Annotated in this window: 24 protein-coding genes and 2 pseudogenes; 22 read left to right on the top strand and 4 right to left on the bottom strand. The window is 39.1% G+C overall.

Annotated elements, in window-relative coordinates; translation table 11 throughout:
- Nucleotides 1-3 precede the first annotated feature (3 nt).
- The 18 genes and pseudogenes from rpsE to rpsI all read left to right on the top strand — a co-directional run bounded on the left by rpsE (nucleotide 4) and on the right by rpsI (nucleotide 11010).
- Nucleotides 4-507, top strand: coding sequence for a 30S ribosomal protein S5 (gene rpsE, locus CD31_RS11395; RefSeq protein WP_016992656.1), 504 nt, complete (start codon nucleotides 4-6; stop codon nucleotides 505-507).
- Between the two features lie 13 nt (nucleotides 508-520).
- On the top strand, nucleotides 521-703 hold the full coding sequence (gene rpmD / locus CD31_RS11390; protein WP_004233668.1) for a 50S ribosomal protein L30: 183 nt from the start codon (nucleotides 521-523) through the stop codon (nucleotides 701-703).
- Between the two features lie 34 nt (nucleotides 704-737).
- Entirely contained in the window at nucleotides 738-1178 is a 441-nt protein-coding gene (rplO, locus tag CD31_RS11385; RefSeq protein WP_004233670.1) for a 50S ribosomal protein L15, read from the top strand.
- Nucleotides 1178-2473: a preprotein translocase subunit SecY gene (gene secY / locus CD31_RS11380; RefSeq protein WP_004233672.1), complete on the top strand. Its 1296-nt coding sequence runs from the start codon at nucleotides 1178-1180 to the stop codon at nucleotides 2471-2473. Before rplO ends, secY begins: the two co-directional genes overlap by 1 nt.
- 70 nt (nucleotides 2474-2543) lie before the next feature.
- Entirely contained in the window at nucleotides 2544-3197 is a 654-nt protein-coding gene (locus tag CD31_RS11375; protein ID WP_016992655.1) for an adenylate kinase, read from the top strand.
- Nucleotides 3198-3446: 249 nt separating this feature from the next.
- Nucleotides 3447-3524, top strand: a pseudogene (locus tag CD31_RS23320) (type I methionyl aminopeptidase); the annotation flags it as partial.
- An 86-nt stretch (nucleotides 3525-3610) separates the two neighbouring features.
- On the top strand, nucleotides 3611-3829 hold the full coding sequence (infA, locus tag CD31_RS11370; protein WP_004233690.1) for a translation initiation factor IF-1: 219 nt from the start codon (nucleotides 3611-3613) through the stop codon (nucleotides 3827-3829).
- Between the two features lie 37 nt (nucleotides 3830-3866).
- Nucleotides 3867-3980 (top strand): 50S ribosomal protein L36, encoded by a 114-nt coding sequence (gene rpmJ / locus CD31_RS11365; RefSeq protein ID WP_000868344.1) that lies wholly within the window; start codon nucleotides 3867-3869, stop codon nucleotides 3978-3980.
- A gap of 24 nt (nucleotides 3981-4004) precedes the next feature.
- The gene (rpsM, locus tag CD31_RS11360; RefSeq protein ID WP_004233729.1) at nucleotides 4005-4370 is read left to right on the top strand and encodes a 30S ribosomal protein S13; all 366 of its coding nucleotides are present in this window, start codon (nucleotides 4005-4007) and stop codon (nucleotides 4368-4370) included.
- 25 nt (nucleotides 4371-4395) lie between these two features.
- Nucleotides 4396-4785, top strand: coding sequence for a 30S ribosomal protein S11 (gene rpsK, locus CD31_RS11355; protein ID WP_004233731.1), 390 nt, complete (start codon nucleotides 4396-4398; stop codon nucleotides 4783-4785).
- Nucleotides 4786-4924: 139 nt separating this feature from the next.
- A complete protein-coding gene (locus CD31_RS11350; protein WP_004233733.1) occupies nucleotides 4925-5869 on the top strand; it encodes a DNA-directed RNA polymerase subunit alpha in 945 nt (314 codons plus the stop codon).
- A gap of 57 nt (nucleotides 5870-5926) precedes the next feature.
- Nucleotides 5927-6307, top strand: a complete 381-nt coding sequence (gene rplQ / locus CD31_RS11345; RefSeq protein ID WP_008181938.1) for a 50S ribosomal protein L17 — start codon at nucleotides 5927-5929, stop codon at nucleotides 6305-6307.
- 427 nt (nucleotides 6308-6734) lie between these two features.
- Nucleotides 6735-7580: an energy-coupling factor ABC transporter ATP-binding protein gene (locus tag CD31_RS11340; protein ID WP_036077746.1), complete on the top strand. Its 846-nt coding sequence runs from the start codon at nucleotides 6735-6737 to the stop codon at nucleotides 7578-7580.
- On the top strand, nucleotides 7556-8428 hold the full coding sequence (locus CD31_RS11335) for an energy-coupling factor ABC transporter ATP-binding protein (RefSeq protein ID WP_016994489.1): 873 nt from the start codon (nucleotides 7556-7558) through the stop codon (nucleotides 8426-8428). Before CD31_RS11340 ends, CD31_RS11335 begins: the two co-directional genes overlap by 25 nt.
- Nucleotides 8425-9222, top strand: a complete 798-nt coding sequence (locus CD31_RS11330; protein WP_016994490.1) for an energy-coupling factor transporter transmembrane component T family protein — start codon at nucleotides 8425-8427, stop codon at nucleotides 9220-9222. Before CD31_RS11335 ends, CD31_RS11330 begins: the two co-directional genes overlap by 4 nt.
- A 13-nt stretch (nucleotides 9223-9235) precedes the next feature.
- On the top strand, nucleotides 9236-9976 hold the full coding sequence (gene truA, locus CD31_RS11325; RefSeq protein ID WP_016994491.1) for a tRNA pseudouridine(38-40) synthase TruA: 741 nt from the start codon (nucleotides 9236-9238) through the stop codon (nucleotides 9974-9976).
- A 178-nt stretch (nucleotides 9977-10154) separates the two neighbouring features.
- Entirely contained in the window at nucleotides 10155-10592 is a 438-nt protein-coding gene (gene rplM / locus CD31_RS11320; protein WP_004233742.1) for a 50S ribosomal protein L13, read from the top strand.
- A 25-nt stretch (nucleotides 10593-10617) separates the two neighbouring features.
- A complete protein-coding gene (gene rpsI / locus CD31_RS11315; RefSeq protein ID WP_004233744.1) occupies nucleotides 10618-11010 on the top strand; it encodes a 30S ribosomal protein S9 in 393 nt (130 codons plus the stop codon).
- Between the two features lie 104 nt (nucleotides 11011-11114).
- Here the strand turns inward: rpsI and CD31_RS11310 are convergent, their stop codons facing one another.
- On the bottom strand, nucleotides 11115-11594 hold the full coding sequence (locus CD31_RS11310) for a nucleoside deaminase (RefSeq protein WP_036077742.1): 480 nt from the start codon (nucleotides 11592-11594) through the stop codon (nucleotides 11115-11117).
- Nucleotides 11595-11613: 19 nt separating this feature from the next.
- Nucleotides 11614-12219, bottom strand: coding sequence for an ankyrin repeat domain-containing protein (locus CD31_RS11305; RefSeq protein WP_036077741.1), 606 nt, complete (start codon nucleotides 12217-12219; stop codon nucleotides 11614-11616).
- A 574-nt stretch (nucleotides 12220-12793) separates the two neighbouring features.
- On the opposite strand from CD31_RS11305, the pseudogene CD31_RS11300 reads away from it, so the two are divergent.
- From CD31_RS11300 to CD31_RS11290, 3 genes and pseudogenes are all read left to right on the top strand, one after another.
- A pseudogene (locus CD31_RS11300) lies at nucleotides 12794-13636 on the top strand (DUF4822 domain-containing protein); the annotation flags it as partial.
- A gap of 124 nt (nucleotides 13637-13760) precedes the next feature.
- Nucleotides 13761-14474, top strand: a complete 714-nt coding sequence (locus CD31_RS11295) for an N-acetylmuramoyl-L-alanine amidase (RefSeq protein WP_036077736.1) — start codon at nucleotides 13761-13763, stop codon at nucleotides 14472-14474.
- 72 nt (nucleotides 14475-14546) lie between these two features.
- Nucleotides 14547-15602: a P-loop NTPase gene (locus tag CD31_RS11290; RefSeq protein WP_016994496.1), complete on the top strand. Its 1056-nt coding sequence runs from the start codon at nucleotides 14547-14549 to the stop codon at nucleotides 15600-15602.
- A 55-nt stretch (nucleotides 15603-15657) separates the two neighbouring features.
- Here CD31_RS11290 and gerD read toward each other — a convergent pair whose 3' ends face one another.
- Nucleotides 15658-16266, bottom strand: a complete 609-nt coding sequence (gerD, locus tag CD31_RS11285) for a spore germination lipoprotein GerD (RefSeq protein WP_016994497.1) — start codon at nucleotides 16264-16266, stop codon at nucleotides 15658-15660.
- Nucleotides 16267-16417: 151 nt separating this feature from the next.
- Here gerD and CD31_RS11280 point away from each other — a divergent pair, with 151 nt between their 5' ends.
- Nucleotides 16418-17092, top strand: a complete 675-nt coding sequence (locus tag CD31_RS11280; RefSeq protein ID WP_009374014.1) for a KinB-signaling pathway activation protein — start codon at nucleotides 16418-16420, stop codon at nucleotides 17090-17092.
- Nucleotides 17093-17128: 36 nt separating this feature from the next.
- Here the strand turns inward: CD31_RS11280 and CD31_RS11275 are convergent, their stop codons facing one another.
- Nucleotides 17129-17785 carry a hypothetical protein gene (locus CD31_RS11275; RefSeq protein ID WP_036077731.1) on the bottom strand — a complete coding sequence of 219 codons (657 nt, stop codon included), beginning with the start codon at nucleotides 17783-17785 and terminating at the stop codon, nucleotides 17129-17131.
- Nucleotides 17786-17917: the final 132 nt, after the last annotated feature.

Raw genomic sequence — 17917 nt, 5'->3', positions numbered from 1 at the left:
TTCATGAGTCGTATTGACGCAAACAAACTTGGAGAACTTGAAGAACGCGTAGTTACTATTAACCGCGTTGCTAAAGTTGTTAAAGGTGGACGTCGCTTCCGCTTCACAGCATTAGTTGTAGTTGGCGATAGAAACGGTCATGTAGGTTTCGGTACTGGTAAAGCTCAAGAGGTGCCAGATGCTATCCGCAAAGCTGTTGAAGACGCGAAGAAAAACTTAATCGAAGTGCCACGCGTAGGTGGAACAACTCCACACTTAGTGCAAGGTCGCTTTGGTGCAGGAGAAATCCTAATCAAACCTGCTGCTCCTGGTACAGGGGTTATCGCTGGTGGTCCAGTACGTGCTGTACTAGAACTTGCTGGTATTACTGATATTCTTTCAAAATCACTTGGATCTAACACACCAATTAACATGGTGCGTGCAACAATTCAAGGTTTAACTGAATTAAAACGCGTAGAGGACGTAGCTAAATTACGTGGTAAATCAGTGGAAGAAATATTAGGATAAGGGGGGAAAGATAATGGCTAACAAATTAGAAATCACCCTTACTAAATCTGTGATTGGTACTAAACCTGCACAACGCAAAACTGTTGAAGCTTTAGGTTTACGTAAATTACACCAAACTGTAGAGAAAGCTGATAACGCAGCTACTCGCGGTATGCTTGATAAAGTAGCTCACTTAGTTACTGTAAAAGAAATTTAATTTCTAATTATTGAACAAGGAGGTGCCACCCACTATGAAACTGCATGAGTTAAAACCAGCAGAAGGTTCTCGTAAGCAACGCAACCGCGTTGGTCGTGGTATCGGTTCTGGTAACGGTAAAACAGCAGGTAAAGGTCATAAAGGTCAAAACGCTCGTTCTGGTGGCGGTGTACGCCCAGGCTTTGAAGGCGGTCAGAACCCATTATTCCGTCGTTTACCAAAACGTGGCTTTACGAACATTAACCGTAAAGAATACGCTATCGTTAACCTTGATGCTTTAAACCGTTTCGAAGACGGTGCAGAGGTAACTGCTGCATTATTACTTGAAACTGGTCTAGTGAGCAATGAAAAAGCTGGAATTAAAGTTCTAGGCAATGGAACACTTAATAAAAAGCTTACTGTCAAAGCTCATAAATTCTCAGCTTCAGCGAAAGAAGCAATCGAGAATGCCGGCGGAACTACTGAGGTGATTTAATGTTTCAGACAATCTCTAACTTTATGCGTGTTCGAGATATAAGAAATAAAATCATTTTCACACTTTTAATGTTAATCGTTTTCCGTATTGGAACTTTCATTCCAGTACCTAACGTTGACGCTAATGTATTAAAGGCAACTGATGAGTTTAACCTCGTTGGTTTCCTCAATACTTTTGGCGGTGGTGCTTTAAAGAACTTCTCGATCTTTGCGATGGGGATTATGCCTTACATCACAGCCTCAATTATTGTTCAGTTATTGCAAATGGACGTAGTACCGAAGTTTGCTGAATGGGCAAAGCAAGGTGAAGTCGGAAGACGTAAACTTGCACAATTTACACGCTACTTTACTATTATTCTTGCTTTTATTCAATCATTCGCGATGTCATTCGGTTTTAATAGAATGTACGGCGGTTCTTTGATTAAGGAAGAAGGAGTTTTAACATATGTTATAATCTCTATTGTATTAACAGCGGGTACAGCATTCCTAGTATGGCTTGCTGATCAAATTACTGCGCATGGCGTTGGTAATGGTATTTCTGTTGTAATTTTCGCAGGTATCGTTGCGGCATTACCTACAGGTATCAACCAAATCTATGCACAACAAATCGAGGGTGCTGGTGATAAGCTATTTATCAACCTAATTATCCTTGGTCTACTTGTTTTAATCTTGCTTGCGGTTGTTATTGGAGTTATCTACGTGCAACAAGCACTACGTAAAATTCCAATTCAATATGCAAAACGAGTTACTGGGCGAAATCAACAAACTGGAGGTCAACAAACTCATTTACCGTTAAAAGTAAATGCTGCAGGGGTTATTCCAGTAATCTTTGCTTCAGCGTTTCTGATGACACCTCGTACGTTAGTTCCGTTCTTCGGTGAAAATAATGTTACAACCTTCATTAATAACACGTTTGATCATACAAAACCTGTTGGAATGATTATTTATGTGGCATTAATCATCGCATTCACATATTTCTATGCATTCGTACAAGTGAATCCAGAAAATGTGGCAGATAACTTGAAAAAGCAAGGTGCTTATATTCCAGGTATTCGTCCTGGTGAAAACACTCAAACGTATTTAACAAGCGTGTTATATCGTCTGACATTTGTCGGCGCGATTTTCTTAACTGTTATTTCAGTAATGCCGGTTATATTCATAAACTTTATGAATCTACCTGCCTCAGTGCAGATCGGTGGTACTAGTATTATTATCGTAGTCGGCGTAGCGCTCGAAACGATGAAGCAGCTAGAATCTCAACTTGTTAAACGTCACTACAAAGGCTTTATGAAATAATGTTGGTTTTTAGGGAACGTTCCATCGTTTCCTTTAATCAGCAAACCTTTTGTGGGAGGAATATTTCCTAATGAATATCGTTTTAATGGGTCTGCCAGGTGCTGGTAAAGGTACTCAGGCAGATAAAATTGTTGAGAAGTACGCAATTCCTCATATTTCTACAGGCGATATGTTCCGTGCTGCAATTAAAGAAGGTACTGAACTAGGCTTACAAGCTAAGTCGTTTATGGATCAAGGTGCACTTGTACCTGATGAAGTAACGATTGGTATTGTTCGTGAGCGACTGGCTAAACCTGATTGTGAAAAAGGGTTCTTATTAGATGGTTTCCCACGTACTGTTCCTCAAGCTGAAGCTTTAGATAGCATTCTTGCTGATCTAGGTAAAGCTATTGAGCATACATTAAACATTCAAGTTGAAAAGGATGAGCTAATTGCTCGTCTTTCAGGTAGACGTATTTGTAAAACTTGTGGTACATCCTATCATTTAATTTTCAATCCTCCTGCCGAGGAAGGGAAATGTGATAAAGATGGTGGCGAGCTTTATACACGTGCAGATGATAATCCTGAAACGGTTGCGAACCGTCTGGAAGTAAATATGAAACAAGCACAACCTCTACTTGATTTCTATCAAGCTAAAGGCGTGTTAACTAATATAGATGGACAGCAAGATATTAACAAAGTGTTTGCTGATCTTGATGCTCTATTACAGGGCAGCCGCAGCTGATACCCGGCTCCGGGCGCAGAGTACTGCTTCCGCGGGAGGCATGCGGGAGCAACAACGAAACATAATTTTTTTGAGAGTTGCAAAAGCATATTGTGCCCGGTATATATTTCTTCTAAAAAGTGCAACATACCTTTTGGAGGAGTATAATGGGTTTCGTGGAAGCATCTGTGTAACGGGTATGAATATCTCATCCAAGACATTCCGGTATTCGTGTAAACATGGGAGATTCAGTGCCCTTACTGGTTCTGTATATTCCGTGGATTGTGTGAAGCGAAACCAGACGAGCGTCTTTCAAACATCTCTCATACAATCCAAACATATGTTGAAACGAGGTTGCTTCTAAAGTTGCAGCAGATATCCGTTTGATGTAACGATGAGAACTTTAATTTGCATATAGAGAGGAGACAGAGTAGATGGCGAAAGATGATGTAATTGAAGTCGAAGGGACAGTTGTTGAGACTTTGCCAAACGCGATGTTTAAGGTAGAATTAGAAAATGGACATGTGATTCTAGCACACGTATCTGGTAAGATTCGTATGCACTTTATCCGTATTCTACCTGGAGATAAGGTTACTATTGAGTTATCTCCTTATGATTTAACTCGCGGTCGTATCACATACCGTTTTAAATAATCTTTTGCGCTCCGAACTACTAAGGAGGTTAGGTTAGATGAAAGTGAGACCATCTGTGAAACCGATCTGCGAAAAATGTAAAGTAATTCGCCGACGCGGTAAAGTAATGGTAATCTGTGAAAATCCTAAACATAAACAAAAACAAGGTTAATTCTAAAGGAGGTGCACAACGTACATGGCACGTATTGCTGGTGTTGATATTCCTCGCGACAAACGCGTGGTAATTTCATTAACGTACATTTTCGGTATTGGTAAAACTACAGCTCAGAAAGTACTAGCTGATGCAGGTATTTCAGAAGATACACGCGTACGCGACTTAACTGAAGATGAGTTAAACAAAATCCGTGAACAATTAGATTCTTACAAACTTGAAGGTGACTTACGTCGCGAAACTTCATTAAATATTAAACGTCTGATGGAAATCGGTTCATTCCGTGGTATCCGTCACCGTCGTGGCTTACCTGTTCGTGGTCAAAATACGAAGAACAATGCGCGTACGCGTAAAGGTCCTCGTAAAACAGTTGCGAACAAGAAAAAATAATTGGTAAAGGAGGTTCCTTCTTAACATGGCTCGTAAACAACAAACTCGTAAACGTCGTGTGAAAAAGAATATCGAATCTGGTATTGCACACATTCGTTCTACATTTAACAATACAATCGTAACGATTACAGATATGCAAGGTAACGCTGTATCTTGGTCAAGTGCTGGTGCTCTTGGTTTCCGTGGTTCACGTAAATCTACACCATTCGCTGCTCAAATGGCTGCAGAAACTGCTGCTAAAACATCCCTTGAACATGGTCTGAAAACGTTGGAAGTAACTGTTAAAGGTCCTGGTGCTGGTCGTGAAGCTGCTATTCGTGCACTTCAAGCTGCTGGTTTAGAAGTAACTGCTATTAAAGACGTTACTCCAGTTCCTCACAATGGTTGCCGTCCGCCAAAACGTCGTCGCGTGTAATGGGTGCGTCTCATATTGTATGAGAACATCATTTTTTGTACAGACTGTCTTGTGCAGATAATAAACGATACGTCATTGACGATCGAATCTATGATGGAAAGAACCTATACATTCGATGTTTTGAAGGAGGGTAAATAAAATGATCGAAATTGAAAAACCAAAGATTGAAACGGTGGAGATCAGCGAAGATTCCAAATATGGAAAGTTTGTTGTAGAACCGCTTGAACGCGGATATGGAAACACTTTGGGTAATTCTTTACGTCGTATCCTTCTGTCTTCATTACCAGGAGCTGCTGTCACTTCAATTCAAATTGATGGTGTTCTTCACGAATTCTCAACTGTAGAAGGCGTAGTAGAAGATGTAGCTTCAATCATTTTGAACGTGAAAAAACTAGCTCTTAAAATCTACTCTGACGAAGAAAAAGTTATTGAGATTGATGTTAAAGGCGATGGTACAGTTACGGCTGCTGACATTACACATGACAGTGACGTAGAAATTTTAAACCCAGATCTATATATTGCAACAATCGCTAAAAACGGTCATTTACGTATGCGTATGTATGCACAACGCGGCCGTGGTTACACTCCTGCTGATCAAAACAAACGTGAGGATCTTCCTATCGGCGTGATCCCGATCGACTCTATTTACACTCCAGTATCACGCGTCAATTTCCAAGTGGAAAATACTCGTGTTGGTCAGTCTTCTGACTACGACAAACTTTCTCTTGATGTGTGGACAGATGGCAGCATCGGTCCGAAAGAGGCGATTTCGCTCGGAGCAAAAATTTTAACCGAGCATCTTAACATCTTCGTTGGCATGACAGATGAGGCACAAACTGCTGAAATCATGGTCGAAAAAGAAGAAGATCAAAAAGAAAAAGTTTTAGAGATGACTATTGAAGAACTTGATCTTTCTGTTCGTTCTTATAACTGTTTAAAACGCGCTGGTATCAATACAGTACTAGAACTTGCGAATAAATCAGAAGACGACATGATGAAAGTTCGTAACCTTGGACGTAAGTCATTAGAAGAAGTAAAAGCGAAGTTAGAAGAGCTTGGTTTAGGATTACGCAAAGAAGACTAAGCGATTTAAACACAACTAACAAGATCAGATTTTTTTCTATAAAGGAGGGAAACATCCATGGGTTACAGAAAACTTGGTCGTACAAGTTCTCAACGTAAAGCGATGTTACGTGACTTAGCTACTGATTTAATCATCAACGAGCGTATCGAAACTACTGAGGCTCGCGCTAAAGAAGTACGTAAAGCTGTTGAAAAAATGATTACTTTAGGTAAACGCGGAGATTTACATGCACGCCGTCAAGCTGCTGCATTCATCCGTCGTGAACTAGTAACAACGACTGATGCAGAAGGTAACGAATCAACATCATTTGCACTTCAAAAGTTATTTGATGATGTTGCACCACGTTATGCTGAGCGTCAAGGTGGTTACACTCGTATTCTTAAAGTAGGTCCTCGTCGTGGCGACGGTGCACCTGTTGTTGTGATTGAACTAGTTTAATCATAAGAGAAAACTTGTGGTGAAGAGGGTGGGAATCACCACCCTCTTTCTTTATAAATGATTTATACGACAAATAATTAAGCTGAGCGTTATGATGAGCGGACACTTATTAGTGTGGCGTCTCGTTTAGCTCTCCGCACCTCATTCAGGAGAAATAAGGGCTTGAGCACCCATATTTCTTGTAAATGTAACGACTAGCGCATTTCTATCGAATGAGGTGCGCGCTTTTTTATTAGATTAGATGGCGCCAATTTGTGGTGCTTTTTTTAATATATGGGCGTTATTTTGTAATTCCATTAGTCCATTATCAATTTGAGTTGCTATTGTAGTATTTTTCTTTTATCGACATACGGATTGTAGTAGAATTCATACATAAAAAAGTGTAAGTTAGTTAGTAGAGCTGAGCTTAGAGAGAGGAGTTCTAGATATGCCTGAAATTTTATCTTTAAATAATGTGACTTTTTCATATACACCAGAAATTCAAAACAGTCGTAATGCTGTAGAAAATGTTAGTTTTGCTGTTGATGAAGGTGAGTGGATTGCTATTGTAGGACATAATGGTTCTGGTAAGTCCACCATTGCCAAGCTGATGAACGGTTTATTGTTTCCTCAACAGGGGGATGTACGAATATTGCGAGAACCTTTAAATGAAGAAAATCTTTGGGAATCTCGCTCCTTGATGGGAATGGTTTTTCAAAACCCTGACAATCAATTCGTTGGGGCAACGGTACAGGATGATGTAGCATTTGCTTTGGAAAACAACGGTATCCCTTTTGAAGAAATGGTGAAACGTGTACATGCGGCACTCGAACAGGTAAAAATGAGTCAGTTTTTAGACCATGAGCCACATCATTTATCTGGTGGACAAAAACAGCGTGTAGCCATTGCTGGGGCACTTGCTTTAAAGCCGAAGCTTTTAATTTTAGATGAGGCTACATCCATGTTAGATCCTCAGGGTCGTGCAGAGGTGTTACAAACGGTGCAAACATTACGTACAGAAACAGGATTAACAGTTTTATCTATTACCCATGATTTAGAAGAGGCAATGTTAGCAGATCGTGTTCTTTTTATGAATGATGGTAAGAAATTTGCAGAAGGTACACCTGCTGAAATCTTTGCACTTGGAGACAAGCTAGTTGAATTTGGACTAGATTTGCCATTTGCCTTGAAGTTATCAAAGCTATTGCAAAAGGAAGGTGTTCCATTAATGGGACAACATATGACAGAAGAAGAGTTGGTGAATGATTTATGGACATCAAACTTCAACAAGTAAGTTATGCCTATGCACAAGGAACCCCCTTTGAAAAACGGGCATTATTCGATGTAGATTTTGACATTCCATCTCATACGTATCAAGCGATAATTGGCCATACGGGTTCTGGAAAATCAACGATTCTGCAGCATTTTAACGCGCTTCTAAGACCTACTTCAGGAGAAGTACATATAGGAGATCGACTTATTATAGCTGGGAAAAAAGCAAAGGATTTAAAAGCTGTAAGACAAAAGGTGGGCATTGTCTTTCAATTTCCAGAGCATCAACTTTTTGAAGAAACAGTGTTAAAGGATATTATGTTTGGCCCAATGAACTTTGGTATATCAGAGGAGGAGGCGGAAGCTCGTGCAAGAGAACTTGTCAGCTTAGTCGGTTTGCCTGATAGTGTTTTGGATAAATCACCTTTCGATTTATCAGGTGGTCAAATGCGTCGTGTAGCGATTGCAGGCGTTTTGGCGATGGATCCTGAGGTTATTGTCTTAGATGAACCAACAGCAGGTCTTGATCCACGAGGTCAAAAGGAAATTATGGATATGTTTTATCAGCTCCATCAAGAACGTCATCTTACAACCATTCTAGTAACCCATAGTATGGAGGATGCAGCTCGGTACGCAGATAATATTGTGATCATGCATGAAGGAAAGAATGTCTTAAGTGGAACACCACGAATTATTTTTAAAGATGTTGAAACATTAAAGAAATTCCGTCTAGAGCCTCCACGTATTGTCCGCTTTCAGCAAAAGATTGAACACATGATGGGTCATTCCTTGTCTAAGGTTTGCTTAACAGAGGAAGAGCTTGCTGCTGAAATTGCTCAAGCACTTAGAGAGGAGCGTGCAGAGTCATGATGGAAAAAATGATCTTTGGTCGCTTCTTACCTGGTGACTCACCCGTACACAAGCTTGATCCACGGTCAAAGCTGATCTTTGTGTTCGCCTTTATTATTATTGTGTTTTTAGCCAATAATACCGTGACGTATGCGATGTTACTCGCATTCACGCTACTGATTGTATTAATATCGCGCATTCGCCTTTATTTTTTAATTAATGGACTCAAACCAGTGCTCTTTTTAATGGCCTTTACATTCCTTCTCCATATTTTTATGACGAAGGAAGGCGTCCCTGTGTTTGAATCAAAATTCATTACGATTTATGATGAAGGGATTAGGCGGGGAATATTTATCTCAATTCGTTTTCTAGTATTAGTATTTATGACGTCAATCTTAACCCTTACAACATCACCAATTTCCATAACAGACGGTATCGAGGTTCTGCTGAATCCCTTAAAAGCAATAAAAGTACCCGTCCATGAATTGGCTTTAATGATGTCCATCTCATTACGCTTCATTCCAACCTTAATGGATGAGACGGATAAAATTATGAAGGCACAAATGGCAAGGGGCTCTGATTTATCATCTGGGCCAATTAAGGACCGTATAAAGGCAGTAGTACCATTGCTCGTGCCTCTCTTTGTCAGTGCATTTAAACGGGCTGAGGATTTAGCAACAGCGATGGAAGTAAGAGGCTATCGCGGTGGTGAAGGGCGCACTAGGTACCGCAGGTTAAAATGGGATATGGGGGACACATTTGCGCTTGTTTTATTAGTAGCAATAGGCGTATTGCTATTCTTCTATAGAAGTTAAAGGAGTAGGCTATATGCGACGATTAAAAGTAATTATAAGCTATGATGGAACACTATTTTCAGGCTATCAGATACAGCCAGGGGAACGTACAGTGCAGGCTGAGCTTGAACGTGTTCTAGCCATTATGCATAAGGGAGAATCGGTTAAGGTAACTGCAAGTGGTCGTACAGATGCTAAAGTACATGCGACAGGGCAAACATTGCATTTCGACACACCACTTGGCATACCTGTAGAAAAGTATAGTAAGGCTTTGAATGTGCAACTGCCACGAGATATTCGTGTATTATCGGTAGAGGAAGTAGCCCATGACTTTCATGCGCGTTATGACGTGGCTGGAAAAAGATATCGCTATATTTGGTCTTGTGAGCCTATCCAAAGTCCATTCCGCAGATATTATACTGTAGAGACAAATGGAGTCAAACCTAACGTAGAGGCGATGCAAGAGGCAGCTAAGGCTATTATTGGTACACATGACTTTTCTTGTTTTTGCGCGGCGAATACAAGTGTGAAAGATAAAGTACGCACAGTAACATTATTGCAATTTGAATGGCATGGTGAAGAGCTACATATGGTGATTGAAGGGAATGGCTTCTTATATAATATGGTGCGTATTATTGCAGGTACTCTTTGGGAGGTTGGCATAGGTCGACGTATGATTGAAAATGTGTCCGAGGTAGTTGCTTCAGGTAATCGTGATAAGGCGGGAAAAACCGCACCACCACAAGGGCTGTACTTAGAAAAAGTGTTCTATTAGTGGCGTTCTACAATTCTGAACAACTTCACCAGGTGTTTAATGAAATTGCTTGACTTTAAAAGTCATTCATTATATGATAACAGATGGTATTTTCATTACCACCACAAATAAGCCCCGAAACTTATAGTGTAGTCTAATGAAAAATAACGGTAATCGAATCGATTAGGAGGATATATACATGCGTACAACATTCATGGCTAAAGGTCACGAAGTAGACCGTAAATGGTTAGTAGTTGATGCAGAAGGCCAAACTCTTGGACGTTTAGCTTCTGAAGTAGCTGCAATCTTACGTGGTAAACATAAACCAACATTCACACCAAACGTTGATACAGGTGATCACGTAATCATCATCAACGCTGACAAAATCCATTTAACTGGTAACAAATTAGAGGGTAAACTATACCGTCACCATACTCAATTTGCGGGTGGTTTAAAAACACGTACTGCTGGTGAAATGTTAGATAAATACCCAACAAGAATGATCGAATTAGCAGTTAAAGGAATGCTTCCTAAAAACTCTTTAGGTCGTAAAATGTTCACTAAACTTAATGTTTACACTGGAACAGAGCATCCACATGCTGCACAAAAACCAGAAGCATACGAGCTTCGCGGATAATATAAATTAAGAGGAGGATATTACTTTGGCACAAGTTCAATACATCGGCACTGGTCGCCGTAAAAGCTCTGTAGCTCGCGTACGTTTAGTACCAGGTACAGGTAAAATTGTTATCAACAAACGTGAAATCGAAGAATACGTACCATTCGCTGCATTACGCGAAGTAATTAAACAACCATTAGTAGCTACTGAAACTACAGGAAGCTATGATATCCACGTAAACGTTAACGGTGGTGGATACACTGGTCAAGCTGGTGCTGTTCGTCACGGTATCGCTCGTGCTCTACTTCAAGTAGACCCAGATTTCCGTGCTGCATTAAAATCAGCTGGATTACTTACTCGTGATTCACGCATGAAAGAACGTAAAAAACCAGGTCTACGCGGCGCTCGTCGTGCACCTCAGTTCTCAAAACGTTAATATCAGCTTTCTATACAAAGACTCTTTCTACTTTCGTGGAAGGAGTCTTTTGTCATTCCATCATAAAAAGCAATCTTTGAAGTTACTTCAAAGATTGCTTAACACTATTTCTTATGAAACTGAAGATGAAGTTGATGCACCTGCTCGGCTAATGCAGGAACGGGGCCATCTATAATAGTATCTTGAATGACTTCATGAATGGATAAATTACGAACGCGTGATGTAGAAGTGATACCCATCTCATTTAGCCATTGCGCTAACTGTTTAGATGAGCTAGCGTAAACAATTCTTCCAAGCCCAACCCATCCATGGGCTGCAGCACACATTGGACAATGTTCTCCAGAAGTGTAAACGGTTGCTGAGCCTCTTTCCTCGAGACTCATATTTTGTGCTGCCCAGCGTGCTAATGCAAACTCTGGGTGCTGTGTATGATCCCCGCCCGATACACGATTTTGTTCTTCTGCCAGTATCTCGCCATTTGAATTTACAAGTATCGAACCAAAGGGCTCATCTCCTGCTTCCAGCGCATTTTTGGCAAGCTCGATGCATCTCTCTAGATGCTTTAGATCTACGTCCTGGATCATGAAAAAACCTCCTTATGTGTTAACCATTATTTCGTTCGGATGCAGCTTCTTTTAAAATTTGCTCAATGTCATAAAAGCCTAGTTTTTTTGCATGCTGCAATGGCGTGACACCATCTCGATCTCCGATAGACATATCAGCACCATAATCTACTAATAGTTGCACAATTTCTTGATGCTTTTCCCCGCCACTGCCTAATATGACTGCCTCCAATAGAGCAGTCCAATGCAAATTATTAATGTGATTGACATCAATGTCTGAGTGATTAAGTAGCTCTCGAACTACCTCAACATGCCCACGTTCTGCTGCAGGGATGATGGCAATTCCACCAAAGCGATTAGTCAGCTTTGTATCTGCCCCTGCCACTATGGCAAGTTTAACGATTTCTAAATAGCCTGATGCACCTGCATGTAAAAGTACGTTCTCAAGGTTATTATCTCGAATATTAATATCTGCACCATGTTCAATGAGCACCTTCACAGTATCCACCTGATTATTATAAGTGGCAGCTAAAACAGCCGTTCTTCCATTCTGATCCGTTACATTAATATTGATGCCATTTTGCAGAAGTGCTAATACTTTGTCAGTATCACCGTTCGCTGCTGAAAGTATTAATTGATCATTCATTTTTCCACCTTCTTTTCTTTGGAGGTGTCCAGCAATATAACACCCAAATGACTAGTGTATATAACTGTATCCTACTTTTTCGTTTATAAAAATATGGTAACACGTTACGAATTGTACGAGTAATATTAAAAAAATATGCTGTGCTTAGTTTTTTCATATAATAAATAATAGGAAGGTATTTGCTGGAGATTAAGAAGATCTAGAAAATAATCATTAGCTTTTTACATAGACAACACTATTTCTGTGCAGATTTAATATATATTAAAAATATTTTCGTATAAGTTTATGTTTTTTTAAGAAATTATTTAGGGGGGGTTTAACATTCCACTTTAATATAGTTTCAGAAGGTACAACAAACCTTTCATTTTAAAAAATTATCGTTATGGGTTTGATGTAACTCCAAATATAAACTAACCGATGGAGGTAAGTAGTTATGAAAAAATTATTAATAGTATCTGTTGCAGCAATAGCATTACTGGCAGCATGTCAAGATAAGGCGCCTACAAAAGGCAATACAACGAATAGTGAGGAAGTCAAAACAGAAAGCGCTTCAACAGAAAATACTGCCAAAGAGCAATTAACAAAGGGACAAGAAATGGCTAATATTCTAAGTGGTACAAATTGGCAAGGTACAAAAGTTTACGACAAAGATAATAATGACTTAACAGCTGAGAACGCAAATTTCATTGGGTTAGCAAAATATGATGCTCAGACAGGTCATTATGAATTCTTTGACGCTGCTACAGGTGAAAGCCGTGACGATAAAGGGACATTCTTTATCACAAATGATGGGAAACAAAGAATATTAATTTCAGAATCGAAAAAATACCAAGCGGTTGTCGAGATCACTGAGCTAAACGATAGTATCTTTACCTATAAAAGAATGGGTAAAGATGCTGCAGGCAATGATGCTGCAGGCAATGATGTGGAAGTATTCGTGGAACATATACCTTATAAAGAAAAGGAACTGGCATTTACAGATTCCGATAAAGCGTTGGATGCTTCAACAGGTGATATTGTTACAGACGTGGACGGAGACAAAATTTTAGCTGATACATTATGGCATGGAACTGTTGTGTTAGATGAAGCGGGTAATGATGTAACAGAATTCAATTCAAATTTCATCAGCATTGCAAAGTATGATGCAAATACAAATAGATATGAGTTCTTCAATCCTGAAACAGGTGAAAGTCGTGGAGACTATGGTTACTTTGATGTCATTCATGATAATAAAATAAGAGCGCATGTTTCTATCGGCGATAATAAGTATGGTGTCGCTCTTGAAATTACAGAAATCAACGATAAGAAGTTCACGTATAAACGAACAGGTAAAGACAAAGAGGGTAATGAAATAACTGTATTTGTAGAGCATGAACCATATACAGGTGAATTTAACCCTACCTTTACAATACAATAAGTTGTTCTTCCTCCCTTAATATAGAAGAAAACTCTCAAGTTTGCGACTTGGGAGTTTTTTTTACTTTCTGGCATAGTTTATCCATTAATTTCGTACACTAAATGTAAAAGGGTGGTGGATATGGGTGAAGCGCTGGCTTGCACTAGGAGTAATTATGCTTATGAGTATAGTGGTCGTGGCATATGAAACAAATGCTTCGGACCGTAACTTCTTCTTACCGGACCCACTTGGTGGCATAAAAATTGTCATTGATGCAGGGCATGGTGGTGAGGATGGAGGAGCTTCAAAGGGCGAAGTGATTGAAAAGGATATTACACTTGCAATTGCTCAGCATGTAGAGAAGCAATTAAAGAAAAAAGGCGCAACGGTTATAATGACACGAACAAAAAATGGGGATGTAATAGATGAGCATGCGCCATCAGAAAAATATGGAACAATGAGAGAACGGAAAAAGCAAGATATTTTCTTAAGAAAGGATATCGTGGAAAAGGAAAAGCCTGATGTATTTATAACTATTCATGCAAATGCCATACCTGAAACAAAATGGCGTGGCGCACAGGTATTTTACCATAAGGAAGGACATGCTGATGGAGAGATTCTTGCCAAGAGTATTCAACAATCCATTCGCACTAATTTAAAAAATACAGACCGTGAAGCATTGTCTATTAAGCAAATCTATTTATTGAAGAAAGCGGAAGTACCTGCAGCTTTAGTAGAGACTGGTTTTATTAGTAATGATGAGGAACGAGCATTATTAGTTGATAAAAAGTATCAAGAAAAAATGGCAGATGCCATAGTTGAAGGTATAGAAGACTATTTATTAGCTAAAATTGAGTAGAGCAACATCTACAACGTAAATCAAATCATTATGATATACTAATATTGAGACAATATAAGGGGAGTGTTCGTCGTGATTACTGAACAACAAGTACGAGAAATACTAGGACAACTACAAGATCCATTTTTACATAAATCGCTTGCAGAAACAGATGGTATAACGAACGTAGCAATAAAAGAAGAAAAAAATCATGTCAGTGTAAAAATTGCCATTGCTAAATTGAATACACCTGAACAATTACAACTACAAATGAAAGTTGTTGAGGTGTTGAAAGAAGCGGGTGCAAACACGGTTGGTATCCGCTTTGAAGAACTTTCAACAGAAAAATTACAAAGCTTCCGTGGTACAGCAACAGAGTCAGAAGCACAGGATATTTTATCACCGCTAAGCACAGTACAAGTAATTTCAATTGCTTCTGGTAAAGGTGGAGTAGGTAAATCGACGGTATCAGTTAACTTAGCTGTTGCTTTAGCTCGTCTAGGAAAGAAAGTCGGCTTAATTGACGCAGATATTTATGGATTTAGTGTGCCTGATATGATGGGTGTGACGGATATGCCTAAAGTAGTCGATAATCGTATTTTCCCAGTAGATCGCTTTGGGGTAAAAATGATTTCAATGGGGTTCTTTGTGGAAAATAACGCACCGATTGTATGGCGTGGTCCAATGCTGGGTAAAGTATTAGATCAGTTCTTCCGTGATGTGGAGTGGGGTGAATTAGATTATCTATTATTAGATTTACCTCCTGGCACAGGTGACGTTGCATTAGATATCCATCAAATGTTACCATCATCAAAAGAAATTGTTGTAACAACACCACACCCAACAGCAGCATTTGTAGCGGCACGTGCAGGAGCCATGGCGCTTCAAACAGACCATGAAATTTTAGGTGTTATCGAAAACATGGCGTGGTTTGAATCTAAATCAGGTGACCGAGAATTTGTCTTTGGGCAAGGAGGAGGTCCAAAGCTAGCTGATGAATTACGTACAGAGCTACTTGGACAAATCCCGCTTGGTCAACCAGATTGGACAGATGAAGATTTTGCTCCTTCTGTATATGCTGAAAAACATACAACAGGACAAATTTATTTAGACATTGCTACCAAAATCATCGGTAAATTAAATAAATAATAAAAAACGGATTTCCACCACTTTTATGGGGAAATCCGTTTTTACATTACCAAGGTTACTCGGTACCTTTTTGTTCCTTACCCGATCCACCACCGCTATCGCCACTTGCTTCTTTCTTATTGCCACTTCCTGATGAACTTGTTTCGCCACTCTTTTTAATAAGTTCCTGCCATTTAGATTGCATTAAAGGGCTTTCGATCGTTTCCTTTACGACTTCCTCCATTTGCTTGCGCATATTGGAAGATTTAAGGATAGTCTCCAACTGCTTTTGCATATCGGGCTGCCCGAAAAATGCCTCCATATCCTTTTGGAAAGTCGGATCTTTTATTAAGTTCTTCATAATATCCTGTTGCTGTTTTTGCATACTTTTCGCAACAGTTTCTTTAAACTTTGGATCTTCAAAGGTTTTTTTCCAAAAGTCTTCTGCTTCCTTGGAAAGTAAAGTTTCCTCGGTAGCCTTTTTCACTTCATCATGCTCTAAAATCAAGAGCTCACGGAAACTTGGCTCCTCCAAAAGCTGTCGCAATGCCTTTTTACCATCCTCTGTTTGCAAAGAGTCAATCATGATTTTTTTTATTTCATCATAGGACATGGTAGAGGTTTTATCTTGTGAACAGGCAGAAAGAAAAAGCATTAGAATCAGTAATAAGGTGAATTTTCGCATCGGCAATCAGTCCTTTCTCTAGAGAGACTCTTTCAATTATTGTTCACATTTCTGAGGACTTTATGTATTGGTTAGGATGAGAAATAGCTTTTTTAACAAGGCATTGATAAAATAAGGACAGATATATTGAGAAATTGGGGGACTTTTAGTTGTGACGATACGAAATTGGGCAAAGTTTTTCTTCTTTGCAATGCTCGTTGGTGGTGCAGTCAACGGAGTTTTTAGTTTATTTATTCGCTGGGAATTCTTCCAACCATACATAGCAAACGGTCAATGGGGTGAGTTTTTCGCAGGACTTTTATGGATGGTTTTCTTAGGGTTTACAATGAGTGTTATTGCACAAGCTGGCTTTTTCGCTTATTTAACACTTCATCAGGTAGGTGTTAATATTTTTAGAACACTGACATTATGGAATTGGGTACAACTATTATTAATTGCCATTACGATTTTCGATATTATTTTCTTCCGCTTTATTCCTGGAGTTAAGGATGGGCAAAGCTGGTTGTTCTATGTAGGACTATTAATTGTGCTCATCTTTGGGGCCATAGCTACAGCTGTTCAAAAAGTGAAATTAACAGGGAAAAAACATGTAATGATTTCTGCACTATTCTTTATGATTGTCATTACAACGTTGGAATGGACAATTGCATTGATGGGTCGAGATGAAAATATTAATGAGTATGTTGCGCTTTTATTATTCCCATTATTGGCGGTTAATGCGTATCAATTATTAGTATTACCTAAATATAATGCAAAATCCGATGAGGATCGTCAAAAATTAGAAGCACGCCGTAAAGCTCGTCGTGAACAGGCTAAAAACGCATAAGGAAAAAATTGCCCCACTCTAGTGGAGGCAATTTTTTTATGGGGCTTTTTTAGTTTGAACTTTATAACCAAATATATTTTCTTCAATCGACATAAACTTATGTTGTTGTATTAGTGTGTTAAGCTCTTTAAAGGATATTTGATTTTTTTGGTGTAGTGGGAAAAAGACAAAATCCCCTTTTTGTAATTTCGGAGTTTTATCACCTTGCCAAATAAGAGAAGGAGATAGTAAATTCATTTGTTGTTGGAATAAAGCTTTCTGTATATCCTGTGAATATTGATGATTTCGGGTAGCAAACCATAAAGGTTTTTCTTTTAAATATTTTTCGTAAGTATCAATATCCTTTTGGATGAGCGCAATATCAACGGGTTCTTCTACTGAATCATCCGGCCCAAGTAATCCTGTAGGCAATTTTCGCTGTTGGATAATTTTTAAATGATCGGGTGACCGTTTAATCCAGTCGGCATCTAAAAGTAGAAGTGGGTAAGGCTCCTTCACCGTTTGTAGCCATTCTAATAGAGAGTCATCAGAGAAAGAAATCTCTACAATCAGAGATATGCCATAATGTCCTTTCGTGACCACTACTGGTGCATTCGCAATATTGAATACAGAAATCACCGTTGAATTTATAGGCTTTAGAAAGGCAAAGAGCGTTACGATTAAAAGCAGTGAAATCAACGTTTTACGGACCATAATGATAACCTCGTTTCTAAAATATAAAATAAAAAATGAATCTCCTTAAAAAAACTTATGATTTAGTGTTGACTTTCATGAATAATCGATGTTATTATGTATAAGTCGCCAAGAGGTGACAACGAAATAAAG

Source organism: Lysinibacillus boronitolerans JCM 21713 = 10a = NBRC 103108, from assembly GCF_000772935.1.
Taxonomy (GTDB): domain Bacteria; phylum Bacillota; class Bacilli; order Bacillales_A; family Planococcaceae; genus Lysinibacillus; species Lysinibacillus boronitolerans.
Note: the sequence above shows the minus strand (reverse complement) of the source record. Positions and strands in the feature narration are given on the sequence as shown.